The following is a 26,408-nucleotide window of genomic DNA, read 5'->3' on the forward strand; positions in this document are numbered from 1 at the left end:
AAGCCGTGTACGGACTAGATATTTTACTAACGGAACAGAAAGGCAAGATAAGCATATGACAAATCAGGAACGTCAAATCGATAAGATAATGGAGCTTGCGAGAAACTATTGGGACATGAACAAGCATGAGGCCGCGTTGGAGCAAGCAGCCGAAGCGCTGCGAATCGATCCTGAGCATTACGACGCCTTGTACACCTGCGGATGGAATTGTTACGAGCTAGCAAGATACGGCGAGGCATTGGAGTTTGGCAGACTGTTAATCAAGCAGCAGCCCGACGATTTGTATGTGCATCGATTGTTTGGCTTTATTTATAGAAAGCTTACAAGATTCGAAGAATCGGTAGAGTCGTTGACGCGCAGCCTGGAGCTGGACCCGAACGATGCGCCATCCAACTATCATTTGGCCGTTACATTCTGCGAACAGGCAGTATATCGTTACGGCAGAAAGCCATACCAGAGAGTTTGGTTTCGTGTCAGTTGGAAAAAAAGATTGAAGGAACGGCTGGACGAGTCATGCAAGCTGCTGCGGACGAGCATTCGTCTCGATCCAGAATACAGTTGGTCGTATGCCTACCTCTCCTATGTGCTTCGGATAGTAGGAAGGATGGAAGAATCGGAGAAGCTCATTGTAACCGCACTTCAGCTTGAACCGCAAAACGCCGAATTTTTGGCGGAGCATGCAGTCGTGCTGCAAAATTTGGGCAGGCTTGAGGAGGCTGTACAGGTGGTAGAGTCGGCTGTGGAGCTCGATCCGTTCAACAAGTTCGTCGTTGGCACGCACGATAGCGTTCGCAAAAACCAAGAACGATATATCCATTATTTACGCAGTCTATTCAGCGAAACCTTTGTGCTCGCCAAACTGAACGACAACGATCCGGCAATACTGTTACGGGGCATCAGGATCGCACAATTAGAGAAGAAAATTAGTCCGAATACGTTGTTGAAGGAATACTTGAAGAAGCATCCCAATGATTTGGAAATGAGCCTGCATTACGGAAATATACTGTATAAGGGTAAGTTTTACCAACAAGCGATTGCGCATTTCAAGCAATGCTCGGAACGGCATCCTGGTCACCCGCAAGTTGAAGCGTGGGTTCAGCAAGTATCGAATCTTACACCTGGCGAGGTGCGTTACCGCTATTGGATTGCCAACCCGCTTCGCTCGGCCAGAAGCTTTACGATTATTGCGATAGGAATGACGTTGTGGATTATGCTTATTAGCATTCCTATCGCTATCGCATTTTCTATCACGTATTTCCAAAACCTGAGTCAGAAACGCGCCGATCGTAAAAATTCTTTATCCGTATAGTGTTCGAAAGGAGGGGGGATCGTGGACGAAACAAGCATGGAATGGCAGAACGAGCTGAGAGCGGTTTTCGACCGTTATATGCAAGGCTACAAGCATTACTGGAGTAAGATTCCGGCGAATAAGGAGCCGGCTATACGGCGAGCGCATCGCATTCCCTCTAGCGAAACCATCGTCGCTGTATTGGATCAATCCTTAATGAACAGTGCAAAAGACAGTCTTGTCGTAACCGATACGGCATTGTATGAAAAAATATTGTGGTTTCGTTATCGTTGTTCCTGGGAGGCTTATGTTCATTTGGATATAAAGGCCCGTAACGAAAAAACCGTCTATTTCTCGAAATACGAAAGCGTCAATACGAGGGAAGGAATGTCGGCATATCTGCTGGAGGAAATGCTGCGGGAAATACAGAAGCTAGCCGTTCAACGCGTGGATAAGATTAAAGCGGTGAAGGTACCGCTTGTCGAGGAAATGATTGTTCTTGAAGGAGACGATAGCGGCGAAATAATCGATCTCGGCGTTAACGGCGGTTCACTGTTGTTGGAACCGTCCAGCCTCGACGCCAGGGTTGACGAGCTGTATTTGCGCGAGCTTTGCTCGCGGCATCAGTGGACCCCTCATTTTTCGGCGGGCGCTTCGCTGTCGCCGAAAAAGCTGGACAAAATACGGAGCCATTATTCAATCGGCCATACCAGTTTGGTCCATGGGATCGTGTATCCTCGCAATTTCAAGTCGGGGCGTTACGGTATGGTTGTCGAATCGCGCGGCGTGCAGTGGAAAAAGGACGATTACCCGCCCGTGAATTGGAACTGGTCGGCGCTGAGAAATGCGGAGCTTGAAATGACGGACCGCAGCATTACTGCGGGAGGAGCGCCGCTGCTGGAGGGTCCTGTGGAATATGTATCAACCGCAAAGAAATTACTGGACGATATCAGGCTGTATTTGGAGGCTCTGGAGGCGGATGACTGCCCAATCCGTTACGCCTACGACGCATCCTATTCCAACGTTCGAGCAATGCCGACCGTCTCCAATTCGGACGATACACTTTGGATACCGGCAGAGAACGGCATGCCGCTAACGCCGATGCGGACGAACGAGCTGCTTTGGGCGATAGAAACGCGGCAGGTCGACTGGCAGATGCTCATGGTATGGAGAAGAGGTCTCTCCGGTTGGACAAACGCCGAGCACATTGAATCGCTCACAGGTGTCATCGGCAAAATCGAGAGTGCGGAAGGTTAAAATCGACTGAGGCCCTCCGCTCTTCCGCCAGAAACGCCTTATGGAAGGCAGCTCGGCACGAGGCTGAAGTGGCATATGGACACATTTCTTGAAGATGTCGGCGAAAGCTTGAAACCGGCTTTTGATAAATCACGCTAAATTCAGCGTTCCCTTGAAACAGGAATGAGGCTATACGATATTCTGCTCACTGCGCAAGACCACAAACGTTCAAGTAAATGTCAGAAAAATACCCGCCTGCCGCTGCTTGGACGAACTCCAAACAGGGCAGGCGGGTATTTATATGCAAAGCCTTATGAATGAGGCTTGATTAAAGCTCTTCGTCGGATTGGTTGATGAGCCATTGAATGCCAAATTTATCCTTCAGGCTGCCGTAGCCTTTAGACCAGAAGGTTTGCTGTAACTCCATCTCTACAGTGCCGCCTTCTTTGAGCTTGTTGAAGACTGACTGCAGTTCTTCAAGGTCCTTGCTGACGACGGAGAGGCTGATGTTTGTGCCTTCAACGTAAGGAGAGTCTGGAAATACATCAGAAAACATAATTGTGCTGCCCATTATTTTCAGCCGCGTATGCATAACCAAAGGTTTTACTGCTTCCGGCATCTCATACTCCGGATTTGGAGGAGAATCCCCGAATGTCATAATTTCAGGCTTGTCCGTTCCGAAAACCTCTGCATAAAACAATACCGCTTCACGACAGTTGCCATTAAAATTCAAATACGCCTGAACAGCCACTTACGTCACTCCTTCGTAGGTTTGAGTTGGGGTTAAGCTTGGTCAATTACGCTCCTATTGTATCATTAAACCGAGCATGTTCAAACTTGGAATCTGTGCAGCTAAGCTGAGGGCTTCTTTACCAGCAATTAGGGGAAAACCGTCCATAAGACTTATTGTTCCCGGCATCTGCCGCAGATAAAATAAGAGGACAAGCTTCGTTTGCAGTTGACGCTGGAAGCATGCCCCTGAAGATGATCATAGCTGTGCTTAAAAGCCGGGTACCCGCAGCGGGTGCCCTTTCATTTTTTAAAAAGCGGGCTGTTCAGGTTTAATGAAATCGGGTATTTAATGGATGGGATACATAACGGTTATTGCTTTAACTTTAAATATGGAAAGTGGAAGGTGAACAGTTGGATGGAAGCAGCACAACGAGCGGCAATAGATGAGATGAAACGAGAGATTCACCAATGGTTCGACCAATTGGAGAAGCAGGATGCAGCGGATACTGTTAAACGTACGAAGCTGCAAGTAGGCGTCTCTGATTACGCGTTAATAGACTGTACGGCGGAGCCTATACAAATTGTAGATCACGATTTGGGATTTGGTTGGCCGGATGAAAAGGATGAGCAGCCTGATCCGCATGCGCTGTTTACGATAGAGCAGATCCAGACGCTCATTAAGCCTCAACTGGCGGAAGCAATCGGGGAACGTTTGGAATTGCTGGCGGCTTCACCTGTTACGGATTACCGCTTTACTTTTTGCGGGAAGTTCCGGGCTGTGGAAAGCGTCTTCGAGCTCACGCTCGTAGAATACGTGAATGAGGCGAAAAAGCAGGAGCTGCTGGGACATATTCAAACTTATGTGGCGCAAAAGCTGGATGCCGGCAAATTTCCGACGAAGCCGCTGGATACGTTTTTTCTGGTGCGGCACCTGCTGAGTGAGCAGCTTTTCCCGCAGCTGGACGGCGAATGGATCATTGCCAAATTCGAGAAAATTTTAGAGCTCAATAAATCCCGTAAAGAAGCGCTCCAAGAACATCGCAGCTATATCATTATGATGCTGAAAGCCTGGGTGGAAAACCAACTGCTGCCTACGTATTTCGCCATAGAGGAGGGCGAGGATGGACAGAAGCAGTATATATTGAAGCCTGAGGCTGCTGACGACTCCGTACAGCCTGGGCTGATCACGCTGCTGCTTTATGCGGCTGTCGCTATTCTGCGCTTCGAGCCAAGCTATAGCAAGTCAAGAGGGCTCAGCTTTATCGATTGTGCTCGGCAACTAGGAAGCGACAAAGCAACACAGCTGCTTGAAGAAGGCAGCGGCGCCTATCCGAAGGAAGATAGCGATTATAGTGATGCGTTTGTACATTGTAAAGCTAATGATGTATTTTCAACGATTACGATCGTCATCAAGCAGGAGGAGCAGCAGAGCTACGGACGAGCGGTGTCGTTCATCCTTCGATTGCTGCAGCAGGGCTTCCCCAAAAGCTATAAGATCAAGCTTAAGTCGAGCGAGAAGCACTATTTGCCGCTGAAAGGGCTGGCCAAATCGGATACGCACCGTTTCTTTGCAAATGCACTCGCCTTTGATGAGCTGCATTCGCAGCTGGAGCAATATGCGCGCGAGGCAATGGAGGAGTTCGAATGGTATGGCGATGCGGAGGATGAGAAAAGCTGCATGCCGGGTAGCTATGCTGTTTTCGGCTTGGGCCTAGCCGATCCACGGTATTTTTCGCTAGTCGAGCAGTATATGAAGCTGGTTGATGTAGAGCATCAATCCGTACAAAATAAATTTACCGCCGAGTTCGCGGCCCGCTATGGTGTTAATGCCGATTCTATTGCAACGCTCGTTGTTTGCATGCTGCATAGCACGGAGGAGCTCAAGCTCAAAATCAAGCCGGCCTTTGAAGAGGAAGTCAATTTGGAGCTGCTGCTGGAGCAAGTGGCGGGGCTGCAAAATTATGAAGTGGAGCATCTCATTTATTTGATCTGGGGCGGGACCGACAAGCTGAAAGCAGCAGCTCGCAAAACGAAGGATACGCGCCAGCCGCTTATGGAGCAGCTGCTGCAAGCCGCCTATTAATACAACGCGAGCAGCGCATGCAGGAGCGGGAGCAAATGAGTAATGAGCAATGAGCTATATGAAGCGTTTTTTATAAAAGGAGGCCTGCCCATGTATATCGTATCGACTAATGGTTCACCTATATCGGCAGCGAAGCTGCATCAGCTGGAACAGGAGCGGCAGTTGACACTGCCTGAAGCGTATGTGCGCTTTTTGACTCTTAACGGGCCCGGCACTTATCGCGGTTGGTTTAATATTGAAGTGCCGGATTCCGGCGTGCTGGAGCCGTTTGCCGAGGAGGAGTTTTGGGAGCATAATGATGCCTCCCCGATTACGCAGCAGCAAATTGCCGAATGCGTGTCGATTGGCACGACCATTGATGGCGATTTTCTCGCGGTGCATTCCGATGTAAAGGGCATTCTCTGGCTGCCGCGGCATTCGGAAATCATTGAGCTGTATGCTGAGGTTGCGAATGAGCATGCCGACTATACGGAGCTTCTGGATCAGATTTATAGCGAAAAGCTTGCTCAGGAAGCGGCGGCTCCGCCTTATTTTGAGCCATGGACACAAACGCGTAAGCATCAATTTTTTCATTTTGCCCCGGATAAGGCCGGATATGAGCTGCCGGAGCTGGCACGTGAGTGCAAGGAAAGCTTCCAGCCGGATTTTCAGATTGAAAATGCCTATACGTGCACTTTGTTTTTGCAGCGTTTGGGCGGATATATTCGGTTTAATTATGCTTACAGGCTGGAGGTTGCCGTTTTCTATGAGGAGGGGCAGGAGCCGCTTTTGCAACAAATAACCGCTTTTTTGGTAGCTCATAATTGCAAATTGTTAACTTAATGGAAAAGGTGGGCGCACAATGGAAACATTAAATCGATCGATCTGGAACGGACTGCCGAGCCAGGAGAAGGAAATCGTCTTGAAAATGCTGCTGGAAAAGCTTCCGGAAGGCTTTGAATATAAAGGATTGGAAACGTTCGAACGTTATGGCAGCAAGGCGGAAACGGGTGTATATGATTATGCGGGCTATAAGTTCGTTTATGTGCCAGGAGATAAAGCAACACTGGGCTGGGAGCGCTGGGAGCAAGGCTTGGATGCTGCAACAGCTGAAGATTTTCAAGCGACGCTGGACGAGTTTGGTGTTGAGGATCGGGACACCTTTATTCGTGATCAAATGTCGCCGGTCCGCGAGGAGCAGATTGGCGCTTTGCTCGTCGAATGCGAGACGCATTCGCTAGGCTGGTACGAGGTAGAGCTTGATGACGAGGATTTGGCGGAGGATGAAGATTTTCAGGAGGAATTGAAAAAATTCAAGCTGAGCACCTATTCAGAATATGAGCGTCACCAAAATTTCCGCTTCGTACGCGATGGAGAGGAAATTATCGCTTATTTGTTTAACGATGAGCTGGACGCGGATAGCGTCGCTGAGCAAATCGAGCAATCCGGCTTTAGCCTGCCTACGGAGGATGAGTGGGAATATCTTTACGGCGGCGGCTGCCGGACGTTGTATCCATGGGGCGACAGCTTTGACTATGGGATGAAGCTCAGGCATTTTGAGGAGCTCGCCGAAGGCGAGAGCAGGCCTTACGATTTGGAGCTGCCGAATGCTTTCGGCATTTGCTTCTCAGGTGATCCTTATCAATATGAAATGACGCTGAAGGATGCGGAGTTTTTCCCAAAGGGCGGAGATGGGGGCAGCTTGGTATGCGGCGGAACAGGCCCGGTTGTCGGTTATTTGCCAGCGGCAGCGGTCTATTATCGCGATCCTAATGTGTTTGAGCTAGACTTCGAGGATATTGTCGGCAATTTGCGTTTTAGACGTATAATCCGTTTGTAATAGGGAGGGCGAGCAGCGTGGGATGGTTCGGATTCGGATTTGCGCGGAAAAAAGGATTGAAGCAGCAAAGGCTGGAGCAAGCCTCTCCGGCTGAAAAGGATGACCCGCAGCTTCACAACTCAGCGCTGCTGGAGCTGAGCAGACGGCTTGCCTTCGGGCAGTCGCAGATCGTGGACGAAGTGACTGAGGCTATGCTGCATGAAGAGGACTATTTTGTGCGCTGGTTTGATCGACTGGATGAGCGGGGAATTAGCTGCCCGATTCCTGAGCTTCCGTGGTTTGCACTCGTCGATTCCTTGCAAGCGGAAGGACTTGCCGGAGAAATTGACTGGAAAGAGGACAGCTATGAGGTGGTTAGCGTCATTGAAGATTTGCTTGCAAGAAAGCAGCTGCTGCCTGAAGAGGAGTGGAATTGGGAGAATGAAGTGGAAGAAATGATCCCAACCTACGATTTTTTAGTGAAAATGTTCAAGCTGCTTCAAGCGCATTCCATCACGCTCGCCTGTATGGATATTAATAGTGACAGCTACGTGCTGATTACGGTCCGTACCGAGGAGATTAGCAAGCTTCAAGCGCTCGCGCTGCGTGCAGGCTATCGAATTCATGAATTTGAATAAGGATAGCAATTGTTCAAGCATAGCCGTAAGAAGCTCCTGCCAGTTCGCTGGCGGGAGTTTTTTTTCGTGAAAGGGGTTGACGATTAAAGAGATTCGATATAATATCTGATATATCAGATATCAAATATAAAGTTGCAGAGGTGAGGCGATTGGTAACCATGTCTACGCATACCGCTTTCAATTACATTGGGGGAGAGTGGGTATCTTCCTCGTCCGGCGAAGTAGAAGCGAGCTTGAATCCTTCTGCCAAAGGCGAAATTGTCGGCTGGGTGCAAAGCTCCGGCACCGATGATTTGAATGCAGCAGTGCTGGCCGCGAAAGAAGCCCAGCCCATATGGCGCAAGCTGGCCGCTCCGGCAAGAGGCGAATATTTGTTTAAGGCAGCAGCGGCACTTGAGCGAAGGCTCGATGAAGTTGCTGAAACGATGGCACGCGAGATGGGCAAGACGCTGCCAGAGGCAAAGGGCGAGACGGCAAGAGGCGTGGCGATATTGCGGTATTATGCTGGCGAGGGCATGCGCAAGACAGGCGATGTCATTCCGTCAACGGACAGCGAAGCGCTTATGCTGACAACTCGTGTTCCGCTTGGCGTCGTCGGCGTCATTACGCCGTGGAACTTTCCAATAGCTATTCCACTTTGGAAGATGGCTCCCGCCCTAATATATGGCAATACGGTTGTGCTTAAGCCAGCTACGGAAACTGCTGTAACCGCTGTCAAACTGATGGAATGCTTGGCAGAAGCGGGTTTTCCAGCCGGGACGGTCAATCTCGTAACGGGCAAAGGCTCCGTCGTTGGTCAAGCGATGGCTGAGCATCCATTCATCCAAGGAATTACGTTCACCGGCTCGAACCAGACGGGAAAACGGATTGGCATGGCGGCGCTCGCCCGGGGAGCGAAATATCAGCTGGAGATGGGCGGCAAAAATCCGCTAATCGTCGCTGCTGACGCTGATCTCGATCAAGCGGTAGAAGCGGCTGTAAACGGCGGCTTCCGCTCAACCGGTCAGAAATGCACGGCTACGAGCCGGGTTATTATCGCAAATGATATTTTCGAGCCTTTTGTGGCGAAGCTGCTGGCCCGAACGAAGGAGCTTAAAGTCGGCAGCGCGCTGGCGCCCGATACATGGATGGGGCCTTGCGCCAGCGAGCAGCAATATAATAATGTCGCTTCCTATATTCGCCAAGGCGTAGAGGAAGGTGCGGTGCTGCTGCATGGTGGCGGGCAGCCGGAAGGGCTTGATCAGGAAGGCTATTACATTGAGCCAGCGATTTTTGATCAGGTAGATGCGGGTATGGCGATTGCGCGGGAGGAAATTTTTGGCCCAGTGCTGGCGCTTATGCGATTTGATACGATAGAGGAAGCGTTAGCGATTGCAAATGACACGGAATTTGGCTTAAGCGCTTCCATATTTACGCAAAATATCGCTCATATGCTATCCTTTATTCAGGACATGGATGCGGGCCTTATTCGAATCAATTCGGAGAGTGCGGGTGTGGAGCTGCAAGCGCCGTTTGGCGGCATGAAGCAGTCCAGCTCTCATTCGCGGGAACAAGGGCAGGCAGCGATAGAATTTTTCACCTCTATCAAAACCGTATTTATTAAATCCTGAGAAACAGGCGCGAGGCCTGCTGCAAAATTAGGGGGCGGTAATGATGAGCATACATGGTCAAGAGGAAGATATAGCTTTGCAGACGCGCTCGATTCGCGACGTCATATACGAGAAGCTGAAGGAAGCGATTTTGTCCGAGCAATATAAGGCGGGCCATCATTTGAAGGAACGGGAGCTGGCCAAGCAGTTCGGCATCAGCACAACGCCGCTGAAGGAAGCGCTAAGAAGGCTGGAGCAGGAGGGGCTTGTTACGACAAGCGCCAGACGGGGAACGTTCGTCTCCAGCGACATTATGAACTCGGTTGAGGAAATCAACTGGGCGCGATCGGCTCTGGAGGGTGTAGCCGCAAGGCTCGCGGCGCTCAAAATAACGGACGAGGAAGCCAGCGTGCTAACGGAAACAACGGAGCAAATGCGCATTTATACCGAAGCGAAAAATACAGAGCAGCTCATTGCGCTTAATGGACATTTTCACAAATTGATCCGAACGTATGCGAAAAATAATTATATTTTTCAACAGATTGAAGCGATTCATTCCTTTGACCGTTCCTTCCGTAAAAAGGCGCTGTCGCATGAGGATGAGCTGGAGCGGGGCTTTCAGGAGCATTATGCCATCTATCAGGCCATTGTGGCGAAAGATGCTGATCTTGCCGAGAAGCTGATGATTGGGCATATTCGCCGGACGATTGAGTTTGTGAAGGAAAGCAAGGCGGCGGCGAAAGCGAAGAGCTAGCATGCTGGGAGTAGACGGGACAGGCACCAAGCAATAGCAGCTTCGGCAGCGGGCGGGATGAAACGATGGCTGATCTTCATTCCGCAGGCAAACCGCTGGAGCAAACAATAGAAGATTAAGAGAAAGGAGATGCTGTGACGATGCATGAAGGCATTAAAGCTAAACTAAGAGGCATCAATGCGATTAATGTGACACCATTTGATGGACAGCTCGGCATTGATTGGACATCGCTGCAAGGCAACATTCGCTATTTGCTTGACCAAGGCATTCAAGCGATTTATCCATGCGGTAACACAGGCGAGTTTTATGCGCTGAGCGTGGAGGAGGCTAAGGAGGTTACGCGGTTTGTGACAGACACCGTTAACCACGAAAGTTTGGTCATTGCCGGGGTGGGCTATGATGCGAGTACAGCTTCCGAGCTAGCCCTTCATGCGGAAAAATGCGGCGCCGACGGCATTATGGTGCATCAGCCGGTTCATCCCTATTTGCTGGCGCAGGGCGTAGTCGATTATTACAAGCAAATCGCGGCCGCAACCTCGCTGCCCATGGTGCTTTATATCCGCAGCGAGCAAATTACGCATGAGGCGATTGTACAGGCTGCTGCCATACCGAATGTCGTGGGCATCAAATATGCGATTAATCATCCGCCATCCTTTAGCCGCGCTGTACAAGCTGTGGAGGACGACATCGTGTGGATATGCGGAACGGCTGAAATGTGGGCACCGACGTTTTATGCGGCCGGGGCGAAGGGCTTTACGTCGGGAATGGTCAATGTGGATACCCAAAGATCGTTTGCGATGCTGGAGGCGCTGAATGCAGGAAACTATGAGCGGGCGATGGAAATTTGGCGCGAGGTGCTTCCATTCGAGCAGCTGAGGGAAAGCCATCGAAACGGCAATAATGTAAGCGTAGTTAAGGAAGCGATGTACCAGCTGGGGCTGATAGCAACGAGAGCGGTGCGCCCGCCTATCAGCACATTAACGAGCAAGGAATGTGAAGAGGTAGCAGGCATGCTGAGGGAATGGGGCTTGCTGCAGCCCGTATAAGGGCAATTCTTTTTATAAAATATAGGGAGTATATGATTTTCCCATCTCCTCTCTATATTTCTCGGAATGTAACGCGCCGCGCCGCCAAAAGACGGAGACAGCCGTTTCACCTTGTGTAAGCGCATTAAATGGATTTTAATCAAAAAGGAGGAAGTTGAATGGCGGGGCAAAACAGATCAGAACTGCAATTGCTGCTAAGTAGAACCGCTGAGCGGACGCTGGCGCTTAGCCATACCTTTTCGGATGAACCCGGAGGCATTCGCTGGCGGCGCTGGGATTGGAGCATCGGGGTTGCCTTCTATGGGGTAGTGAAGGCAGGAGAGGCAGCGGGAGATGCACCCTATGACCTGATGCTGAAAGGCTGGATTGATGGGCGAATCAAAGCGCATTTTGAGAAAGTTTGCGTAAACTCCAACTCGCTGCTTCTGACGATGCTGCATTTGCGGGATCAGGACGATGAGGGCCAATATGCGAGTTTTTTTCAGACATTTGACGATTATTTGCTGAATAGCGGGCCGCGCACCGATTCAGGAGCTCTGGAGCATACGGTGCTGGACAATGACTGGTCGGATCAGGTGTGGGCCGATACGCTGTTTATGAGCTTGCTTTATATGGCGCAGCGGGGAGCGCTCCTCCATGATGAGCGGTTCAGGCTGGAAGCCGGAAGACAGCTTGCTCTGCATTGCAAGCTGCTGTTCGACCCTGAAGAGAAGCTGTTTTATCATGGTTGGAACGATAAGCAGCGGAAGTGGATCGGTGTTCATTGGGGCCGAGGCAATGCGTGGATGACGGCGGGCATCGTTGATATTTTGGAGCTGCTGCCGTCCGAGTTTGCGGAGCGGGAGGCGATTTTGGAAACGCTCCATGCGCAAGTAAAGAGGCTAGCTGAGCTGCAAGAGGCTTCAGGGCTGTGGAGAACAGTGCTGAACCGGAAGGACACGTATACGGAAACGTCTGCTACCGCGGGCATTGCTTATGGCTTGCTGAAAGGGATCAGGCTAGGCCTTATTTCGGAGCAATACCGCGAGGTGGCGGAGCGGGCGCTTGATGCAGTAGTGGCAAGCATTGATGAAGAAGGTTATGTAACAGGCGGCTCATCAGGTACCCCGGTGAAGGCGGATGCCGAAGCCTATAACCAAATCCCGTATGAAATTACACCGTTTACGCAAGGTTTGGCATTGCTTGCCCTTCAAGAAGGACTACAGCCTAACAAAAAAGGGAGTGTTTCGATTCATGAAGCTGTCTGATTTGCGCTTAACCGTCGTTGGCGTGCCGCGTTCTACCGGCTTTGTCAGCAAGCATGTCATAGTGGAGCTAATGACCGATGAAGGCTTGACGGGCATCGGCGAAATGTCGGATTTTTCCCATCTTCCTTATTATTCGATTGATTTGAATGACCTGGCGACAGTGCTCAAGGGCATCCTGATCGGACAAAATCCCTTCCAGCTGTCGCGCATCAATATGGAGCTGAAAAGCCATTTTCCCGAAGCCAACTTTTATTACGAGAAAGGTAATTTTATCCGCAATGGCATTGATGCCGCGCTGCATGATTTGTGCGCGAAGGCACTGAATATGTCGGTGTCAGAATTTATGGGCGGGGCTATTCAGGACAAAATTAAAGTATGCTTTCCGATCTTCCGACACCGGTTTATGGAGGAGGTTGAGGAAAATATCGCTGTCGTCCGCGAGCGGCTGGCACAGGGGTTTGACGTATTCCGGCTGTATGTCGGCAAAAACCTTGATGCGGATGAGGCGTTTCTGGACGGGGTGCAGCGCGAGTTCGGCTCACGGGTGAAAATTAAATCGCTCGATTTCAGCCATTTGCTGGACTGGAAGGCATCGCTTAAGGCGATACGCCGCTTATCTGCTTATGACTTTGAAATGGTCGAGAGCCCGGCTCCGCAAAATGATTTCGAAGGGCTGCGGCAAGTTCGCATGAAATCGGATTATCCCGTGAGCGAGCATGTGTGGAGCTTCCGCCAGCAGCATGAGATGCTGCGGCAGGACAGCGTAGATATTTTCAATATTTCGCCGATATTCATTGGCGGCCTGACCTCTGCCCGGAAAGCGGCAGCAGCCGCGGAAGTAGCTGGCAAAGGCTGCCTGCTAGGCACGACGCAGGAGCTGTCGATCGGCACAGCCGCCATGGCGCATCTCGGCAGCACGCTCGTCAATCTGAATTATACATCGGACCCGACGGGACCGGAGCTATATGTCGGCGATGTGGTTAAGAAGTCGGTTCGTTATGAGGAAGGTTACCTGATCGTGCCAGGGGCTGACAAGCCAGGGCTTGGGATGGAGCTGGACCCAGATAAAATCGAGCAATACCGTGTACCGGATTTAAGCTGGGGAGCGGTATCCGTCCATCAGCTGCAGGACCGCACGTCGCAAACGAAGCAGTAAAAGGTTGTAAAGAGTAGCAGAGAACAGCAGAGGCAAGCTGTGGCAAGCATTCCTAATTAAAAGGGGAGACGACTCATGACAAGCAAGCCGATTCAGCCTTTAGCAAGCAGCAGCAAGCGGTGGGTGAACCTCATCTGCTCCGGCGTATTGACGCTGGGGCTCGCCGCGGGCTGTGCGGGAACAGGAGAGAAAGCAGGCAGCAGCGGGGAAAATTCCGGAGAAAATGCAGGTGTGGGCAAGCCATATAAGTTGTCGATAGCGCTGCGCCAGGTGGGCGATATTCCAGCGAAGGGCAATGAGGTGGAGCAAGCGATTGGTAAGTATACGAATACGGAGCTTGCGATTCAGTGGATTCCGCAAGCAGCATTCGATGATAAAATCAACGTCATGATTGCTTCCAATGAGCTGCCGCAAATTTTAAAGGTCAACTATGTGCCAAACGTAATGAATGCAGCGCGCAACGGCTTGTTTTGGGAGCTGGGGCCGTATTTGAAGGATTATCCTAATTTGGCGGCGCAGGATCAGCGCTACTATGACAATATAAAAATTGACGGAAAGCTGTTCGGCATCCCGAACTACCGCGACATTGGCCGGGCAGCCGTCGTCTACCGCAAAGATTGGTTTGATAAAGCCGGGCTAACACTACCGGCAACGATGGATGATTGGTATAACGTTATGAAAGCGTTTTCTGAAAGCGATCCAGACGGCAATGGCAAGCAGGATTCTTACGGCACGATGCTGTTCAAAAATTACAACGCCGGAACGCAGCCTGTCATTACGAGGCTGGCGGTCAGCATTGGCGGCGTCAATCGCTGGGGAGAGGACAATGGCAAATTCACGCCGGAGTTTAAGACACAGCCATATATGGATGTGCTCCAGCTGTTCCGCAAGCTGTATGCTGACAAGCTGATTAATCAGGATTTTGCCGTCTACGATGTAACGGAGCTGGATAAGGCGATGTATGACGGCAGGGTCGGCATGCGGTTGAATGTGTCGGCGCAAAATGTACAGAGCTACTCTGTCGCCATGAAGGATACGATTCCGACGGCAGAATGGGATATTGCCCCGTTTGCTGGGCCAGATGGTCCGCGCATCGCGGGCGAGCCGGGCAACTTTGGATTTTTGGCGATTCCCAAATCGGCAGTCAAGGATGAGGCGGAGCTGAAGCGCGTGCTGACCTTCCTCGACAAGCTGATGGATGAGCCGATGTCCACGCTGCAAATGCGCGGCATTGAAGGCAAGCATTATGAGGTTGTGGATGGCACTAAAACGAAGTTTACAGATTTTGCTTTGTTCCAGCGGGAGGTCAAGCCATATCGTGACGGACTGCTAAACATTGAAGGCTACAATGTACCGGAAATTGATGATACGCCAATCGCTCTAAAAGGGACAAAAATGGCGAGGGATAACATTCAATATGCGGTGCCGAATCCCGCGCTGACGCTCAATTCGCCAACGTATAATGAACGTGGAGTAGAGCTTGATCTCATTATTCGCGATGCGGAAACGAAATATATTATGGGCCAAATTGACGATGCAGGCTTTCAGGCGGAAGTAGACAAATGGGCGAAGGCTGGCGGCGATGCCGTCGTGAAGGAATATGAGTCGTCCTTCGTAGAGCTTGGAGGCTAACAAGGGAGGGACGCGCATGAACGCACAAATCCGCACGACGGGCAGCAGCAGTAGCAGGCCAGGCGGATCAACGCTTGGCAAGGAGCGGGTAAGCAGACGCAGCGAGTGGCTGCGGGAGCTGATCAAGGATAAATGGATGTATGCGATGCTGCTTCCAGGCGTACTATTTTTCATCATTTTCAAATACGTCCCGATGTACGGCGTCATTATCGCGTTTCAGGATTATCAGCCCTTTCAGGGCGTGCTGGGGAGCAGCTGGGCGGGACTTAAGCATTTCGAACGATTTTTCTCGGAGCCGCAGTTTTGGCAGCTGTTCCGCAATACGCTGCTGCTGGCAGTTTACAACATCGTCTTCTTCTTTCCGCTGCCGATTGTGCTTGCTTTAATGCTGAATGAAGTACGGGTCGAGCGCTTCAAGCGGTTTGTGCAGACGATGATCTATATTCCCCATTTCGTCTCTTGGGTCGTCGTCGTAGGGGTATTCTACATTATACTGACGACGGAAGGCGGCATTATCAATGAAATGCTGTTTGCGCTAACCGGGCATAAAATCGCCTTTTTGCTGGAGCCGAGCTGGTTCCGAACGATTATTATGTCGCAGTCGATCTGGAAGGAAGTAGGCTGGGGCACGATTATTTTTCTCGCAGCGCTGTCGGGCGTTGATGTGCAGCTGTATGAAGCAGCGCGAATGGACGGAGCCAATCGGCTAAGACAGTTGTGGCATATTACACTGCCCGCTATTCGCAGCACAATCGTCATTTTGCTTATTTTGCGGCTCGGCACGTTTCTTGATTCCGGGTTCGAGCATATTTTCCTCATGCTTGCTCCAACGAACCGCGATGTAGGCGAAGTATTCGACACGTATGTGTACGTGAAAGGCTTGACGCAGGCCCAGTACAGCTACAGCGCGGCAGTTGGCTTGTTCAAATCCTTTATCGGCCTCATTCTGGTGCTGGGAGCGAACTGGATGGCCAAGAAGTTTGGGCAGGAAGGGGTTTACTAGCGCCATTATGAGAGCAGGAGGAGAGGACAATGAGCCAGGATCAGTCTTATGTTCGCGTTGACAATACGCTGGGCAACAAATTGTTTGACGGCGCCAATTTCATCGTGCTGACGATTATTGCCTTGGTGACGGTACTGCCGTTCATTTATATTTTGGCTGTATCTTTTACGAGTCCAGAGGAGGCGGCAAAAGGGGGCTTTATTCTTTTCCCGAAGTCGTTCTCGCTGTCGGCTTATCAATATATTTTCTCGACCGATACGCTGATGCGCAGCCTGCTCGTCTCGATTTATGTGACAACGCTCGGCACGGCCATCAATCTGCTGTTGACCTGCCTGATGGCCTATCCGCTTGCAAAGCAGACGCTGCGCGGGCGGCAGCCGATTTTAATGGCGGTGCTGTTCACGATGCTGTTCAGCGGCGGGCTCATTCCGACTTATTTTGTCGTAAGCGGCATGGGGCTGACGAATACGCTGTGGTCGCTGATGATCCCGAATGCCATAAGCGCGTTTAATCTGATTGTGCTGAAAAACTTTTTTCAGCAAATTCCTGATGGACTGGAGGATTCCGCGCGAATTGATGGCTGTACGGACGTCGGTGTGCTGTTCCGCATTGTCATCCCGTTATCGATGCCTGCCATTGCAACGTTCGGCATGTTTTATGCGGTATCGCATTGGAACCAGTTTTTCAGCGCCATCATCTACATTAATGACAGCGATAAGTGGCCGGTACAGGTGCTGCTGCGGGAAATTGTCATTTTGGCGCAAAGCCGCATAGGAGATACCGGCTTCGATGAAACGGCGATTCAGCCGCAAACGATTCGGATGGCGGTTATCGTATTTGCTACGATTCCAATTTTGCTCGTGTATCCGTTTTTGCAAAAGCACTTCGCCAAAGGCGTTATGCTCGGATCGGTTAAAGGATAAGGACAGGCAGGTAGGCAGCTACGTATGCGTTCAATCCACCAGGTAAATCAAGTCAATCAGCTAAAACAGCGGCAAAGCAGCCGCATCTTCATCCCTCCGAGTGGGATAAGGTGCGCAGCCTTGCCGCTGTTCGCTGTTTGCATAACCGGGCAAAGGAACGCTTATAAACGCAATTGGTTGAAAAAATGAAAGTATTGCTTCTGAATCTTTATTGTAATTATTAAGATTGTATATAGAATAGGACGTGTAAACGAAAACAGCTAGAAACATCCCGTTGATATTACTATAGAAAAGCTATTGAAATGAAGGGGGATGGAAGATGTTGAACGTTTTAGTTGTGGATGATGAACCAAAGCACAGAAGAGGGTTATCCCGGATGCTTAAACATTTAAGGCCGGAATATACCATCTATGATGCCATGGATGGGGCGGAGGCGCTGCAAAGCATGAGCGTGCATCCCATTGATTTGGTGTTCACAGATATTCAGATGCCGATTATGGATGGCCTCGAATTTATGGAGCATCTCATCGAACGCGGGGGAAGCGAATGCATTATTATAATGAGCGCGTATTCGGACTTCGAATACGCGCAGCGTGCTCTGCAATTAGGAGCTAGCGATTATTTGCTGAAGCCGGTTGAGGAACAAAAAATCGTCCAGCTGCTCGCGAAAACCGAAAATAAAATGCACGCCATACGCCTCGCCTCCGTGGAGGCTTCCCTTGCCGAATTGTTTGAAGGATTGCCGGATAAGGACGATTATCAGCGGCTTGAAAGAGCCTTTCCCGCTGTTAAGCAGGGTATGGTTATGGCCGCAGTGCTGAATTCGAAAATCGGGATTGGCGATCGCAAATGGATGCTGAGTGAGCTCAAAGCGATGCTGGAAGCAGCCTTGAAGGCGCAAGGATTTTCCTTCGCTTTTTACCAGTCTGATAAGGTGCTTCACACCATGATCATTAGCGGGGAAAACGCACCAATCGTCACCCCCGAATGGGAAGGCAGGCTGCGAATGCTCATCCGCCATTTCTCTGCCCAGCATGCAGCCGAATTAACGTTTGGCTTGGGGAGCAGCTTCACCAGTTGGGAGCATGAAGCCAGGGAATCTTTTAAACAAGCTAATCTCGCCTTACAAACGCGATTTTACAAGGGCGGAGGCGTACTGCTCGAAGCCGAGCAAATGAATGGCAGCAGTCATCGGGCGCTGCTGAAGCTAGAGGTGCGTTTTTTGACAGACGCTGTTGTATCGGGCGATAAGCCCGGCATTCGTTCGTATTTGGATTCCATCATTAATCAGGCGACCGCAAGCAGCTTCCCCCAGCCTGAAAAGCTAGTATATGCCATCGCTGCTGCTATCCATCATTTAACCTCCTGCTTAATGGAAAAAGGGCTGCTTTCTTTCAATAGCATGGCATTGGAGGAAGCGCTGCTGCAATGCCATACCGTCGAGCAATTAAAAAATGCGGCTCAGGCATGGATTTTCGAGTTGGCCGATTGCTTGGATAATCGAACCTCTTATCGCAGCGAAGCTATCATTGATGCCTGCAAAGCCTATATTGAAAACCACTATGACGAAGAATTGTCCCTCAGTACGATCGCTGCGAAATTTCATTTTAATGCTTCTTACTTTTGTTTGTTATTCAAAACGCATACCCATACAACCATTAACCAATATATTATGCAAACGAGAATGAAGGTTGCAGCCGGACAATTGTTGCAAACCTCGCAAAAGGTGTACCAAATTGCCGAAAACGTCGGATACAAGGATGTAAAATATTTCATCCGGCTGTTCCGCAAGGAATATGGCAGCAGTCCAGAGGAATATCGTCATTTATCTGCTTCTCGTTAAAGGAGGGGGTTTAGCTGCGTACGCCTTATTTTTTACATCGCTTTCAAAAGTATTTTAGCTTTCGGTCTAAGCTTTTGCTCACCTATGCGCTCATCGTCACGCTGCCGCTCGTCATATTGAGCTCAAAATATTTTTATTCCAGCAGGGAATTTGTTTCGGATTTTGCCCGGCAAAACCTTTATTCGATCGTGAAGCAGAACAATGAAATCATTGATGAGGAGCTTTCGCGGGTGGAAGAAAGCAGTCTGGCCATGTTCGCCGATCAGGTGCTGTATGAGCAATACTTGCATGCGGACCCAAAGGACGAATACAGCATGATTACGATGGAGAAAAAAGTGAATCAAGTCATCAGCAAATATTTCCTCGATTTAAATCAAATCTACTCGATTCATTTGATGACGAGCTATGCGAATATCGGCACGTCTACTTTTATTCCGTATCAGGATTTTAATAAGACCGCTTTATATCAAAGGGCATGGGCAGGAAAAGGGGGGATGGCATGGGTGCCGACTTTTTCATTCGATCGGATGTTTGACCGGAAAACGAGCCAAGTGAGGCCGCCAGAATATGCCCATCTATTGTCGGGTGTACGCCTGCTCAAGTTGTTTCAGATTAATAATAGCGAAGTGATCGAGCTGCAAGGGAAGGCTGAGCTGCCGGTGCTGGTCGTGACCTATAATCCTGAGATGTACGGCGCACATTTGTCGGGAGCACTTCCTGCTGATGGCGCTTCTTATTTTATTTTGAGTGCGGAAGGCGAGCCCATATCTGGCACGGATATGTTTAAAGAAGCCCGCCTCGGCAAGCCCGCATGGCTCGATGAGATCGCAGCGATGAAAAGCGGCACGATAACCGTTATGCAGGATGGAAAGCCGCTGATCGTTTGCTTTGATACGTCTAAAGTAACGGGCTGGATATCGGGCATTACGATTTCCCCAGGAAAGCTCATGGCCTCTTTTTTGCCGGAAATTAAATCCTATACGCTGTACTTGGCTGTATTTCTGCTTATCGTATCGCTTCTGCTGGCTTATATATTCGCGAGCTCCATTACGAAGCCTATTCATCAGCTGCTGAAAGCGATAAAAAAGACAGGAGAGGGCGAATTTGATACTAGAATTCCCGTCGAGTCCTATAACGAAATGGGCTATCTGATTCATAAATACAATCAAATGAATGTGAAAATTAATCGATTAATCGAAGAAAATTACATCGTCAAGCTAAGGGAGAAAGAAACGCAAATTATGTCGCTGAATATACAGCTTAACCCTCATTTTTTGTATAACACCTTAAACATTATGAATTGGACCGCTTTGGAAAATAATCAGAAGGAATTAAGCAGCATGATCGTCAGCTTATCTGCGATGCTGCAATACACATCTGCAAATAGCCAGGACATAGGCGATTTCAATGATGATTTAAATTGGCTCAAGCATTATATTTTTATCACGGATCAACGCTTTGAAGGGAAATTTGCCGTTACCTATGACATTGCTCCCGAGCTTTATACATACACGGTGCCCAAGCTTTTTTTACAGCCCTTTGTTGAAAATGCGATCGTGCATGGCTTTGCCCATATTCATCGCGGCGGGCTTATTCACATTCGCGGCTGGCTGGAGGACAAGCAGCGCTGCTTCACGGTCGAAGATAACGGCATCGGCATTCCAGAGAGCCAAATTGCGTCTTTGACCGAAACGGAAAGCAGCTCGATCGGCATTCAAAATGTCGACAAACGAATAAAGCTTATCTACGGAGATTCATATGGCGTTACCATTCATTCCCAGCCCCAACAGGGCACGGTGGTGAAAATTCATTTGCCTATATAGAAAAAGCGAAGATCCTCCACCAATACAAAAATGTTCGAATTCTTTTTATAGCGGCTCTTATTTACAATAAAACTATAAACCATTTGTAAATATGATGGAGGGCGAGCCAATGAAGAAAGCTAAACGTTTAACCGCATTAGCTTTGTCGGCAGTTTTCACCATGACAGTCATACTGACAGCCTGCTCCAGCGATGAAGGGTCTCCTGAAAATCAATCCGGCGTAAAACCACCGAAAGACGGCGAGCAGGTTACGCTTAAATTTTCCTTTTGGGGCGATACGATCGAGAAGAAGACGGTTACGGAGGCGCTTAAGCGTTTTGAGCAAGAAACGGGCATTATCGTCGAGCCTATGCATGTGCCATCGGATTATTTGACGAAGCTGACGACGATGGTTGCCGGAAATGTGGCACCCGATCTCGGTTATTTGTCTTCTGGCGCGGCGCTCACCTGGGCAGAGGATGGAAAGCTGCTTAATCTCACCCCGCTCATTGAAAGCGATCCCGATTTTAAGAAGGAAGATTATTTAGATCAAATTTGGTACGACTACGCGCCTGGCAAGACGATCGGAATGAGCACGGCAGTAGAAGGCTACGGACTCATGTACAACAAGGATATGCTGCTGGACGCGGGCGTGGAGCTGCCTCCGACAGAAGCAGGCAAGTCATGGGACTGGGATACGTTTATCGAATATTCAAAAAAATTAACGCTGGATGACACGGGAAAAAATGCGCTGGACCCTGCCTTTAATCCAAATAAAATCAAACAGTATGGCTTTCAATATGATCCATACAACATGATGGCAGCGGTTGTGTCCAATGGCGGCAACTTCTTAACGGAAGATGGCAAGGGCTTTGGACTAGTGGAGCCGGAAGCGATCGAAGCAATTCAAAAGCTTGCTGACCTGATGTATGTACACCATGTTTCACCTACCCCGCTTCAAACGAAAAGCCTTCCCGATATGGCGCTGCAGACGAAAAAAGTCGCCATGACCGTATCTGGAAACTGGGCTCTGCAAGCATTCGCCGAACAGGACTTTAATCTAGGCGTAGGCGTTCTTCCCAAATTAAAAGATAGCAATACGCTGCTGGATGGCGCACCGACGGTCATATTCAGCTCAACCAAACATCCTGAGGAAGCATGGCTGCTTTATAAATATATGGCTGATCCGGAATCGGTGCTGCCGCTGATCGCAGGCGGATTGTGGATGCCGCTCAAAAAAGCGTGGTATACCGATCCAGAGCTGATCAGCAAATGGGCTTCAGGAAACAAGGCGCATCCAGAGGGCTATACGGAATCCTTTATGAAGCAAACGCTGGAGAATGGCATACGGACGCCAGGCTTTGAGGTGAAAAATCTAGCTAAAATCAATGCGCTCGTCACGCCTGCCCTTGATTTGGTATGGACGGGCAAAGAAACGGCCGAGCAAGCGTTAAAAGGGGTTGAACCTAAAGTGGAGCCGCTGATTCAGGGCTATTACGGAAGGTAGCCAGGGGGATAGCCATTCGCCCGGAGAGGAGGTTTTTTTTATCACTCGTAAACGCCGTATTGCGCTTGCTGGCATCCTGTTTGCCTTGCCCAGCATTTTGGGCCTGCTCACTTTCACCATTTTGCCGATGCTATCAAGCTTATTGCTAAGCTTCACGGATTATCGCATTGTGAATACGCCGAAATTTATCGGGTTCGACAATTATACGAGGCTTTTTGATGGCACGGATCAATATTTTTACAACTCTTTAGCGGTTACTTTTAAGTACGTGATTTTAAGAGTTCCTCTCGGGCTTATGTTTTCATTTATCGTCGCCTTTTTGCTTAATATGGAGTTTATTCGCGGCAAGTCGATTTTTCGAACGATCTTTTATTTGCCCGTGATTGTGCCTGCTGTCGCTTCTTCAATGATTTGGATTTGGTTGTTCAGTCCTGATTTAGGACTATTCAACAGCTTTCTGGAAGCGCTCAATCTCCCAACTTTAAACTGGCTTTATTCAGAGGAGACGGTCGTTCCTTCTATTGTTCTTATGAGCCTTTGGGGAATGGGGAGCACGATCATCATTTTTCTGGCGGGCTTGCAAGGTGTGCCGAGATCGCTGTACGAGGCGGCTATCGTCGATGGTGCAGGCGCCATGCGCAAATTTCTGCACATTACGATACCGATGATGACGCCGATTATTTTCTTTAATTTGATTATGGGGTCGATTGGCGCCTTTCAGGTGTTCACCGAAGCGCTCATTATGACACAAGGCGGACCAAACAATGCGAGCTTGTTCTATAACTATTACATTTATCGGGAGGCCTTTTTATTTGGGGAAATGGGGCATGCTTCGGCGATTGCCTGGATTCTCTTTATCATCATTCTTATCGTGACGGCGATTTTTTTCCGGACTTCGAAATCATGGGTATTTTATGAAAGCGAGGTGTAGCCCATATGCTGAGAAGCCGCCGAATTTCGCAAATAATCGTCTATTTTTTCCTGCTCATAGGAGCCGCTTTCTGCCTGCTGCCGCTATTCTGGCTCATACGCAGCTCGCTCATGACGTCGTTGCAAATTTTTGAAATGCCGCCCAAATGGATTCCTGCCCCGTTTCAATTTCATAACTATGTGGAGGCGCTGACATCGATCGATTTCTTCCGCTTTTTCCGAAATACGCTGACCATTACGGTTAGCTGCTTGGCAGGAGCGCTGATCAGCAGCTCTCTAGGCGCGTATAGCTATGCCAGACTGAGCTGGCCGGGGAGAAATATTTTTTTCTCCTTGCTGTTAGCCAGCATGATGCTGCCTAGTGCAGTCACCTTGATTCCTACCTTTATTGGCTGGCGATTGGTAGATCTCATTAATACGTATTTTCCGCTTATTATGCCGGTCTGGTTTGGCTCAGCGTTTGATATTTTTCTGCTCAGACAGTTTTATTCGAGCATTCCAAAAGATTTGGATGAAGCGGCGTATGTCGATGGAGCGGGCCCCTGGACTATTTTTTACCGCATCATTATCCCTTTGTCTAAGCCGGCTTTAATCGTCATTGGACTGTTTTCGTTTATGAATTCCTGGAATGATTTTATGGGGCCGCTCGTTTATTTGAACGAGGAAAGCAAATTTACGATGGCGCTTGGCCTCCAAATGTTTCAGTCGCTGCACAGTGCGCAGTGGCATTTGCTAATGGCTGCTTCCACCTTTGTCATTATGCCTGTCATCATCGTGTTTTTTATAGGGCAGCGTTATTTTATTGAAGGTATTACGTTAACCGGTATGAAAGGGTGATAACCAAATGAAAGCAAGCATGAGAATTAAACAAGCGGCTCAAGCTTTCGCATTAGGCGAGGTTAAGCTGTTGGAGGGGCCATTTAAGCATGCGATGGAAACGAATCGCCGTTATCTTCTGGAGCTTGAGCCAGACAGACTGCTGGCTAGATTTAGAGAATATGCAGGACTTGAGCCGCGAGCGCCGCAATATGGGGGCTGGGAAGCAGAGAGCTTGTCGGGACATACGTTAGGGCATTATTTATCCGCGTGCTCGATGATGTATAGCTCTTTGGCAGAGGCGGAATTCAAGGAAAGAGTCGATTATATAACGGATGAGCTTGAGCTTTGCCAAAATAAGCATGGGGATGGTTATGTTTCTGGCATTCCGCGCGGCAAGGAAGTTTTCCATGAAGTGGCTTCCGGAAATATTCAATCCAAGGGATTTGACTTGAATGGGGCCTGGGCGCCCTTGTACACGCTGCATAAGTTGTTTGCGGGACTGAGGGATGCTTACCGGCTAACCGGCAATGAGAAAGCGCTCGTTGTGGAAAGGAAGCTTGCCGACTGGGTTGAAGGGATTCTCGCCCCGCTGTCTACAGAGCAAATGGAAGAAATGATGATCTGCGAGTATGGCGGCATGAACGAGGTTTTAGCTGATCTATATGCCGATACGAATGAATACAAATATTTAACGTTAGCCGAGAAATTTTGGCATAAGCTTGTCCTTGATCCGCTTGCTGAGCATGTGGACTGCCTGCCCGGAAAGCATGCGAATACCCAAATTCCGAAGCTGATTGGCCTAGCGAAGGAATATGAATGGACTAGCGACGAGAAGCGCCGGGATACGGCTGAGTTTTTCTGGAACAGCGTCGTTCATCACCATTCCTATGCGAATGGCGGTAATAGCTTTGGCGAATATTTTGGCGATGCGGATTCGTTTAATGACAGGCTGGGGCCGCAAACGACGGAAACGTGCAACACCTACAATATGCTGAAGCTGACGAAGCATCTGTTTGAGTGGAAAGCATCAGCTGCGGAAGCCGACTATTATGAACGGGCGCTGTTTAATCATATACTCGCGTCCCAGCATCCGGAGTCTGGCGGCATGACGTATTTTTTGTCGCTGGCAATGGGCGGGCATAAAATTTTTGATGACAAATTCGACGATTTCACCTGCTGCATCGGCACAGGAATGGAAAGCCAGGCCAGCTATGGCAGCGCGATTTATTTTAAAGGGGAGGACCAACTGTTTGTGATCCAGTTTATCCATTCCGAGCTGGCGTGGACGGAAAAGGGCGTAACGCTGCTGCAGGAGACGGAATATCCGTTGGACGATGTGATAGGGCTCAAGCTATCGTGCGCGAAGCCTGTGCAGTTCAGTCTCAACATTCGCTATCCGGGCTGGGCGGAGCAAGGGGTCTCCGTTGAAATTAATGGTGAACCGATAGCGGTTGACCAATCCCCCGGCTCCTTTATTGCGATCAACCGTTTATGGATCGACGGGGACTTGATTCGGGTTGTTATTCCGAAGTCGCTAAGGCTGGAGGCTATGGCAGACAATGCCGATCGCGCAGCGATTTTTTATGGACCTGTGCTGCTTGCGGGTGATCTGGGGAGCCATGATGATCCCCATGCTTCCGAGTATCTTTATGCGCCTGTTTTGCTGGCAAAAGAGAAGCCGCTGGATACATGGCTGGAAGCTGTGCCTGGCAAAAGCTTGGCTTTCCAAAGCAAATTGGTCGGTTACCCCCGCAATGTGGAGCTTGCGCCATTTTACCAAATGGTTGACCGTTCCTATACCGTTTATTGGGACTTGTTCACGCCGGATGGCTGGGCAATAGCGGAAGCGGATTACAGAAAAGTGATGGAAAAGATGCAAAGGCTGGAGCAATGCACAATTGATTATGCGCAGCCAGGAGAAATGCAGCCGGAGCGTGACCATGATTTTAAAGGCGACAGCTCGACTCGCGTCGGCATGTTGAACCGCAGGCCATTCCGCATGGCGGGCCAAGGCGGGTGGTTCTCGTTCGATTTGAAGGTGAAGCCCGAAAACGAAATGATGCTGGTCGTGACTTATACATCGGCACAAGAGATGCCGAATTGCGAGTTTGATGTCTGTTTGAATGGCGAGCTGCTGACAGAGGTGGAGGAAGGTTTTACGGAAGAGGATAAGTTCTATAATGTAAACTTCCCGCTCCCGGCTGCAGCACTTGCTGGTGCCGAGAAGGTAACCGTTACATTCCAAGGCAAAGAAGGAAAACGCATTCGCCGCGTATTCGGCCTTAGAATTGTGGATCGCGAGCAATATAAGCAGTTGGGCGTGCAAAGCGACTCTATTTAAAAGCATGTTGAACAGGCGACGCGGAATGAAAGATCGGACTG

The 26,408-nt window shown here is 49.6% G+C and carries 21 protein-coding genes; 20 read left to right on the forward strand and 1 reads right to left on the reverse strand.

Annotated features, from left to right (window positions below):
- The first annotated feature begins 55 nt into the window (after nucleotides 1-55).
- Nucleotides 56-1,309, forward strand: coding sequence for a tetratricopeptide repeat protein (locus AC50Y5_RS27785; RefSeq protein WP_056028425.1), 1,254 nt, complete (start codon nucleotides 56-58; stop codon nucleotides 1,307-1,309).
- 21 nt (nucleotides 1,310-1,330) lie between these two features.
- The gene (locus AC50Y5_RS27790) at nucleotides 1,331-2,545 is read left to right on the forward strand and encodes a hypothetical protein (protein WP_494864504.1); all 1,215 of its coding nucleotides are present in this window, start codon (nucleotides 1,331-1,333) and stop codon (nucleotides 2,543-2,545) included.
- Between the two features lie 307 nt (nucleotides 2,546-2,852).
- On the opposite strand, the gene AC50Y5_RS27795 is transcribed toward AC50Y5_RS27790, so the two are convergent.
- Nucleotides 2,853-3,275 (reverse strand): VOC family protein, encoded by a 423-nt coding sequence (locus tag AC50Y5_RS27795; protein ID WP_056028419.1) that lies wholly within the window; start codon nucleotides 3,273-3,275, stop codon nucleotides 2,853-2,855.
- A gap of 396 nt (nucleotides 3,276-3,671) precedes the next feature.
- On the opposite strand from AC50Y5_RS27795, the gene AC50Y5_RS27800 reads away from it, so the two are divergent.
- The 18 genes from AC50Y5_RS27800 to AC50Y5_RS27885 all read left to right on the forward strand — a co-directional run bounded on the left by AC50Y5_RS27800 (nucleotide 3,672) and on the right by AC50Y5_RS27885 (nucleotide 26,367).
- On the forward strand, nucleotides 3,672-5,339 hold the full coding sequence (locus tag AC50Y5_RS27800; RefSeq protein WP_494864507.1) for a DUF6138 family protein: 1,668 nt from the start codon (nucleotides 3,672-3,674) through the stop codon (nucleotides 5,337-5,339).
- A gap of 42 nt (nucleotides 5,340-5,381) precedes the next feature.
- Entirely contained in the window at nucleotides 5,382-6,161 is a 780-nt protein-coding gene (locus AC50Y5_RS27805) for an SMI1/KNR4 family protein (protein WP_155972693.1), read from the forward strand.
- 19 nt (nucleotides 6,162-6,180) lie between these two features.
- Entirely contained in the window at nucleotides 6,181-7,158 is a 978-nt protein-coding gene (locus tag AC50Y5_RS27810) for a hypothetical protein (protein WP_494864509.1), read from the forward strand.
- Between the two features lie 17 nt (nucleotides 7,159-7,175).
- Nucleotides 7,176-7,775 (forward strand): DUF6630 family protein, encoded by a 600-nt coding sequence (locus tag AC50Y5_RS27815; protein WP_494864511.1) that lies wholly within the window; start codon nucleotides 7,176-7,178, stop codon nucleotides 7,773-7,775.
- A gap of 158 nt (nucleotides 7,776-7,933) precedes the next feature.
- The gene (gene gucD, locus AC50Y5_RS27820) at nucleotides 7,934-9,385 is read left to right on the forward strand and encodes an alpha-ketoglutaric semialdehyde dehydrogenase GucD (protein ID WP_494864513.1); all 1,452 of its coding nucleotides are present in this window, start codon (nucleotides 7,934-7,936) and stop codon (nucleotides 9,383-9,385) included.
- 40 nt (nucleotides 9,386-9,425) lie between these two features.
- Nucleotides 9,426-10,118 carry a GntR family transcriptional regulator gene (locus tag AC50Y5_RS27825; protein WP_235533003.1) on the forward strand — a complete coding sequence of 231 codons (693 nt, stop codon included), beginning with the start codon at nucleotides 9,426-9,428 and terminating at the stop codon, nucleotides 10,116-10,118.
- 140 nt (nucleotides 10,119-10,258) lie between these two features.
- Nucleotides 10,259-11,164: a dihydrodipicolinate synthase family protein gene (locus AC50Y5_RS27830; protein WP_056028401.1), complete on the forward strand. Its 906-nt coding sequence runs from the start codon at nucleotides 10,259-10,261 to the stop codon at nucleotides 11,162-11,164.
- 158 nt (nucleotides 11,165-11,322) lie between these two features.
- Nucleotides 11,323-12,411, forward strand: a complete 1,089-nt coding sequence (locus tag AC50Y5_RS27835) for a glycoside hydrolase family 88/105 protein (protein WP_056028398.1) — start codon at nucleotides 11,323-11,325, stop codon at nucleotides 12,409-12,411.
- Nucleotides 12,398-13,567, forward strand: a complete 1,170-nt coding sequence (locus AC50Y5_RS27840; protein ID WP_494864516.1) for a mandelate racemase/muconate lactonizing enzyme family protein — start codon at nucleotides 12,398-12,400, stop codon at nucleotides 13,565-13,567. The genes AC50Y5_RS27835 and AC50Y5_RS27840 overlap by 14 nt, the downstream gene beginning before the upstream one ends.
- 75 nt (nucleotides 13,568-13,642) lie before the next feature.
- Nucleotides 13,643-15,199, forward strand: a complete 1,557-nt coding sequence (locus tag AC50Y5_RS27845; RefSeq protein WP_494864518.1) for an extracellular solute-binding protein — start codon at nucleotides 13,643-13,645, stop codon at nucleotides 15,197-15,199.
- 16 nt (nucleotides 15,200-15,215) lie between these two features.
- A complete protein-coding gene (locus AC50Y5_RS27850; RefSeq protein WP_056028389.1) occupies nucleotides 15,216-16,202 on the forward strand; it encodes an ABC transporter permease in 987 nt (328 codons plus the stop codon).
- 29 nt (nucleotides 16,203-16,231) lie between these two features.
- Nucleotides 16,232-17,125, forward strand: a complete 894-nt coding sequence (locus tag AC50Y5_RS27855; protein ID WP_056028386.1) for a carbohydrate ABC transporter permease — start codon at nucleotides 16,232-16,234, stop codon at nucleotides 17,123-17,125.
- A gap of 319 nt (nucleotides 17,126-17,444) precedes the next feature.
- Complete coding sequence (locus tag AC50Y5_RS27860) at nucleotides 17,445-18,968, forward strand: response regulator (RefSeq protein ID WP_494864521.1); 1,524 nt, start codon at nucleotides 17,445-17,447, stop codon at nucleotides 18,966-18,968.
- 74 nt (nucleotides 18,969-19,042) lie between these two features.
- Nucleotides 19,043-20,791 carry a sensor histidine kinase gene (locus tag AC50Y5_RS27865; protein WP_056028380.1) on the forward strand — a complete coding sequence of 583 codons (1,749 nt, stop codon included), beginning with the start codon at nucleotides 19,043-19,045 and terminating at the stop codon, nucleotides 20,789-20,791.
- 109 nt (nucleotides 20,792-20,900) lie between these two features.
- Complete coding sequence (locus tag AC50Y5_RS27870) at nucleotides 20,901-22,277, forward strand: ABC transporter substrate-binding protein (protein ID WP_494864523.1); 1,377 nt, start codon at nucleotides 20,901-20,903, stop codon at nucleotides 22,275-22,277.
- A 127-nt stretch (nucleotides 22,278-22,404) separates the two neighbouring features.
- A complete protein-coding gene (locus tag AC50Y5_RS27875) occupies nucleotides 22,405-23,208 on the forward strand; it encodes a carbohydrate ABC transporter permease (RefSeq protein WP_155972917.1) in 804 nt (267 codons plus the stop codon).
- Between the two features lie 5 nt (nucleotides 23,209-23,213).
- Nucleotides 23,214-24,044 (forward strand): carbohydrate ABC transporter permease, encoded by an 831-nt coding sequence (locus AC50Y5_RS27880; protein WP_494864525.1) that lies wholly within the window; start codon nucleotides 23,214-23,216, stop codon nucleotides 24,042-24,044.
- A 7-nt stretch (nucleotides 24,045-24,051) separates the two neighbouring features.
- Nucleotides 24,052-26,367, forward strand: coding sequence for a beta-L-arabinofuranosidase domain-containing protein (locus AC50Y5_RS27885; RefSeq protein WP_494864527.1), 2,316 nt, complete (start codon nucleotides 24,052-24,054; stop codon nucleotides 26,365-26,367).
- Nucleotides 26,368-26,408: the final 41 nt, after the last annotated feature.

Source organism: Paenibacillus sp. JT22N7 (genome assembly GCF_059383875.1).

Bases quoted from the DNA above. Each gene is read 5' to 3' on its own strand.
- gucD (WP_494864513.1), top strand. From the start codon at position 7,934: ATGTCTACGCATACCGCTTTCAATTACATTGGGGGAGAGTGGGTATCT.
- AC50Y5_RS27805 (WP_155972693.1), top strand. From the start codon at position 5,382: ATGAGCAATGAGCTATATGAAGCGTTTTTTATAAAAGGAGGCCTGCCC.
- AC50Y5_RS27855 (WP_056028386.1), top strand. From the start codon at position 16,232: ATGAGCCAGGATCAGTCTTATGTTCGCGTTGACAATACGCTGGGCAAC.
- AC50Y5_RS27885 (WP_494864527.1), top strand. From the start codon at position 24,052: ATGAAAGCAAGCATGAGAATTAAACAAGCGGCTCAAGCTTTCGCATTA.
- AC50Y5_RS27830 (WP_056028401.1), top strand. From the start codon at position 10,259: ATGCATGAAGGCATTAAAGCTAAACTAAGAGGCATCAATGCGATTAAT.
- AC50Y5_RS27840 (WP_494864516.1), top strand. From the start codon at position 12,398: ATGAAGCTGTCTGATTTGCGCTTAACCGTCGTTGGCGTGCCGCGTTCT.
- AC50Y5_RS27810 (WP_494864509.1), top strand. From the start codon at position 6,181: ATGGAAACATTAAATCGATCGATCTGGAACGGACTGCCGAGCCAGGAG.
- AC50Y5_RS27860 (WP_494864521.1), top strand. From the start codon at position 17,445: ATGTTGAACGTTTTAGTTGTGGATGATGAACCAAAGCACAGAAGAGGG.
- AC50Y5_RS27850 (WP_056028389.1), top strand. From the start codon at position 15,216: ATGAACGCACAAATCCGCACGACGGGCAGCAGCAGTAGCAGGCCAGGC.
- AC50Y5_RS27870 (WP_494864523.1), top strand. From the start codon at position 20,901: ATGAAGAAAGCTAAACGTTTAACCGCATTAGCTTTGTCGGCAGTTTTC.
- AC50Y5_RS27785 (WP_056028425.1), top strand. From the start codon at position 56: ATGACAAATCAGGAACGTCAAATCGATAAGATAATGGAGCTTGCGAGA.
- AC50Y5_RS27875 (WP_155972917.1), top strand. From the start codon at position 22,405: ATGCTATCAAGCTTATTGCTAAGCTTCACGGATTATCGCATTGTGAAT.
- AC50Y5_RS27845 (WP_494864518.1), top strand. From the start codon at position 13,643: ATGACAAGCAAGCCGATTCAGCCTTTAGCAAGCAGCAGCAAGCGGTGG.
- AC50Y5_RS27880 (WP_494864525.1), top strand. From the start codon at position 23,214: ATGCTGAGAAGCCGCCGAATTTCGCAAATAATCGTCTATTTTTTCCTG.
- AC50Y5_RS27825 (WP_235533003.1), top strand. From the start codon at position 9,426: ATGATGAGCATACATGGTCAAGAGGAAGATATAGCTTTGCAGACGCGC.
- AC50Y5_RS27800 (WP_494864507.1), top strand. From the start codon at position 3,672: ATGGAAGCAGCACAACGAGCGGCAATAGATGAGATGAAACGAGAGATT.
- AC50Y5_RS27835 (WP_056028398.1), top strand. From the start codon at position 11,323: ATGGCGGGGCAAAACAGATCAGAACTGCAATTGCTGCTAAGTAGAACC.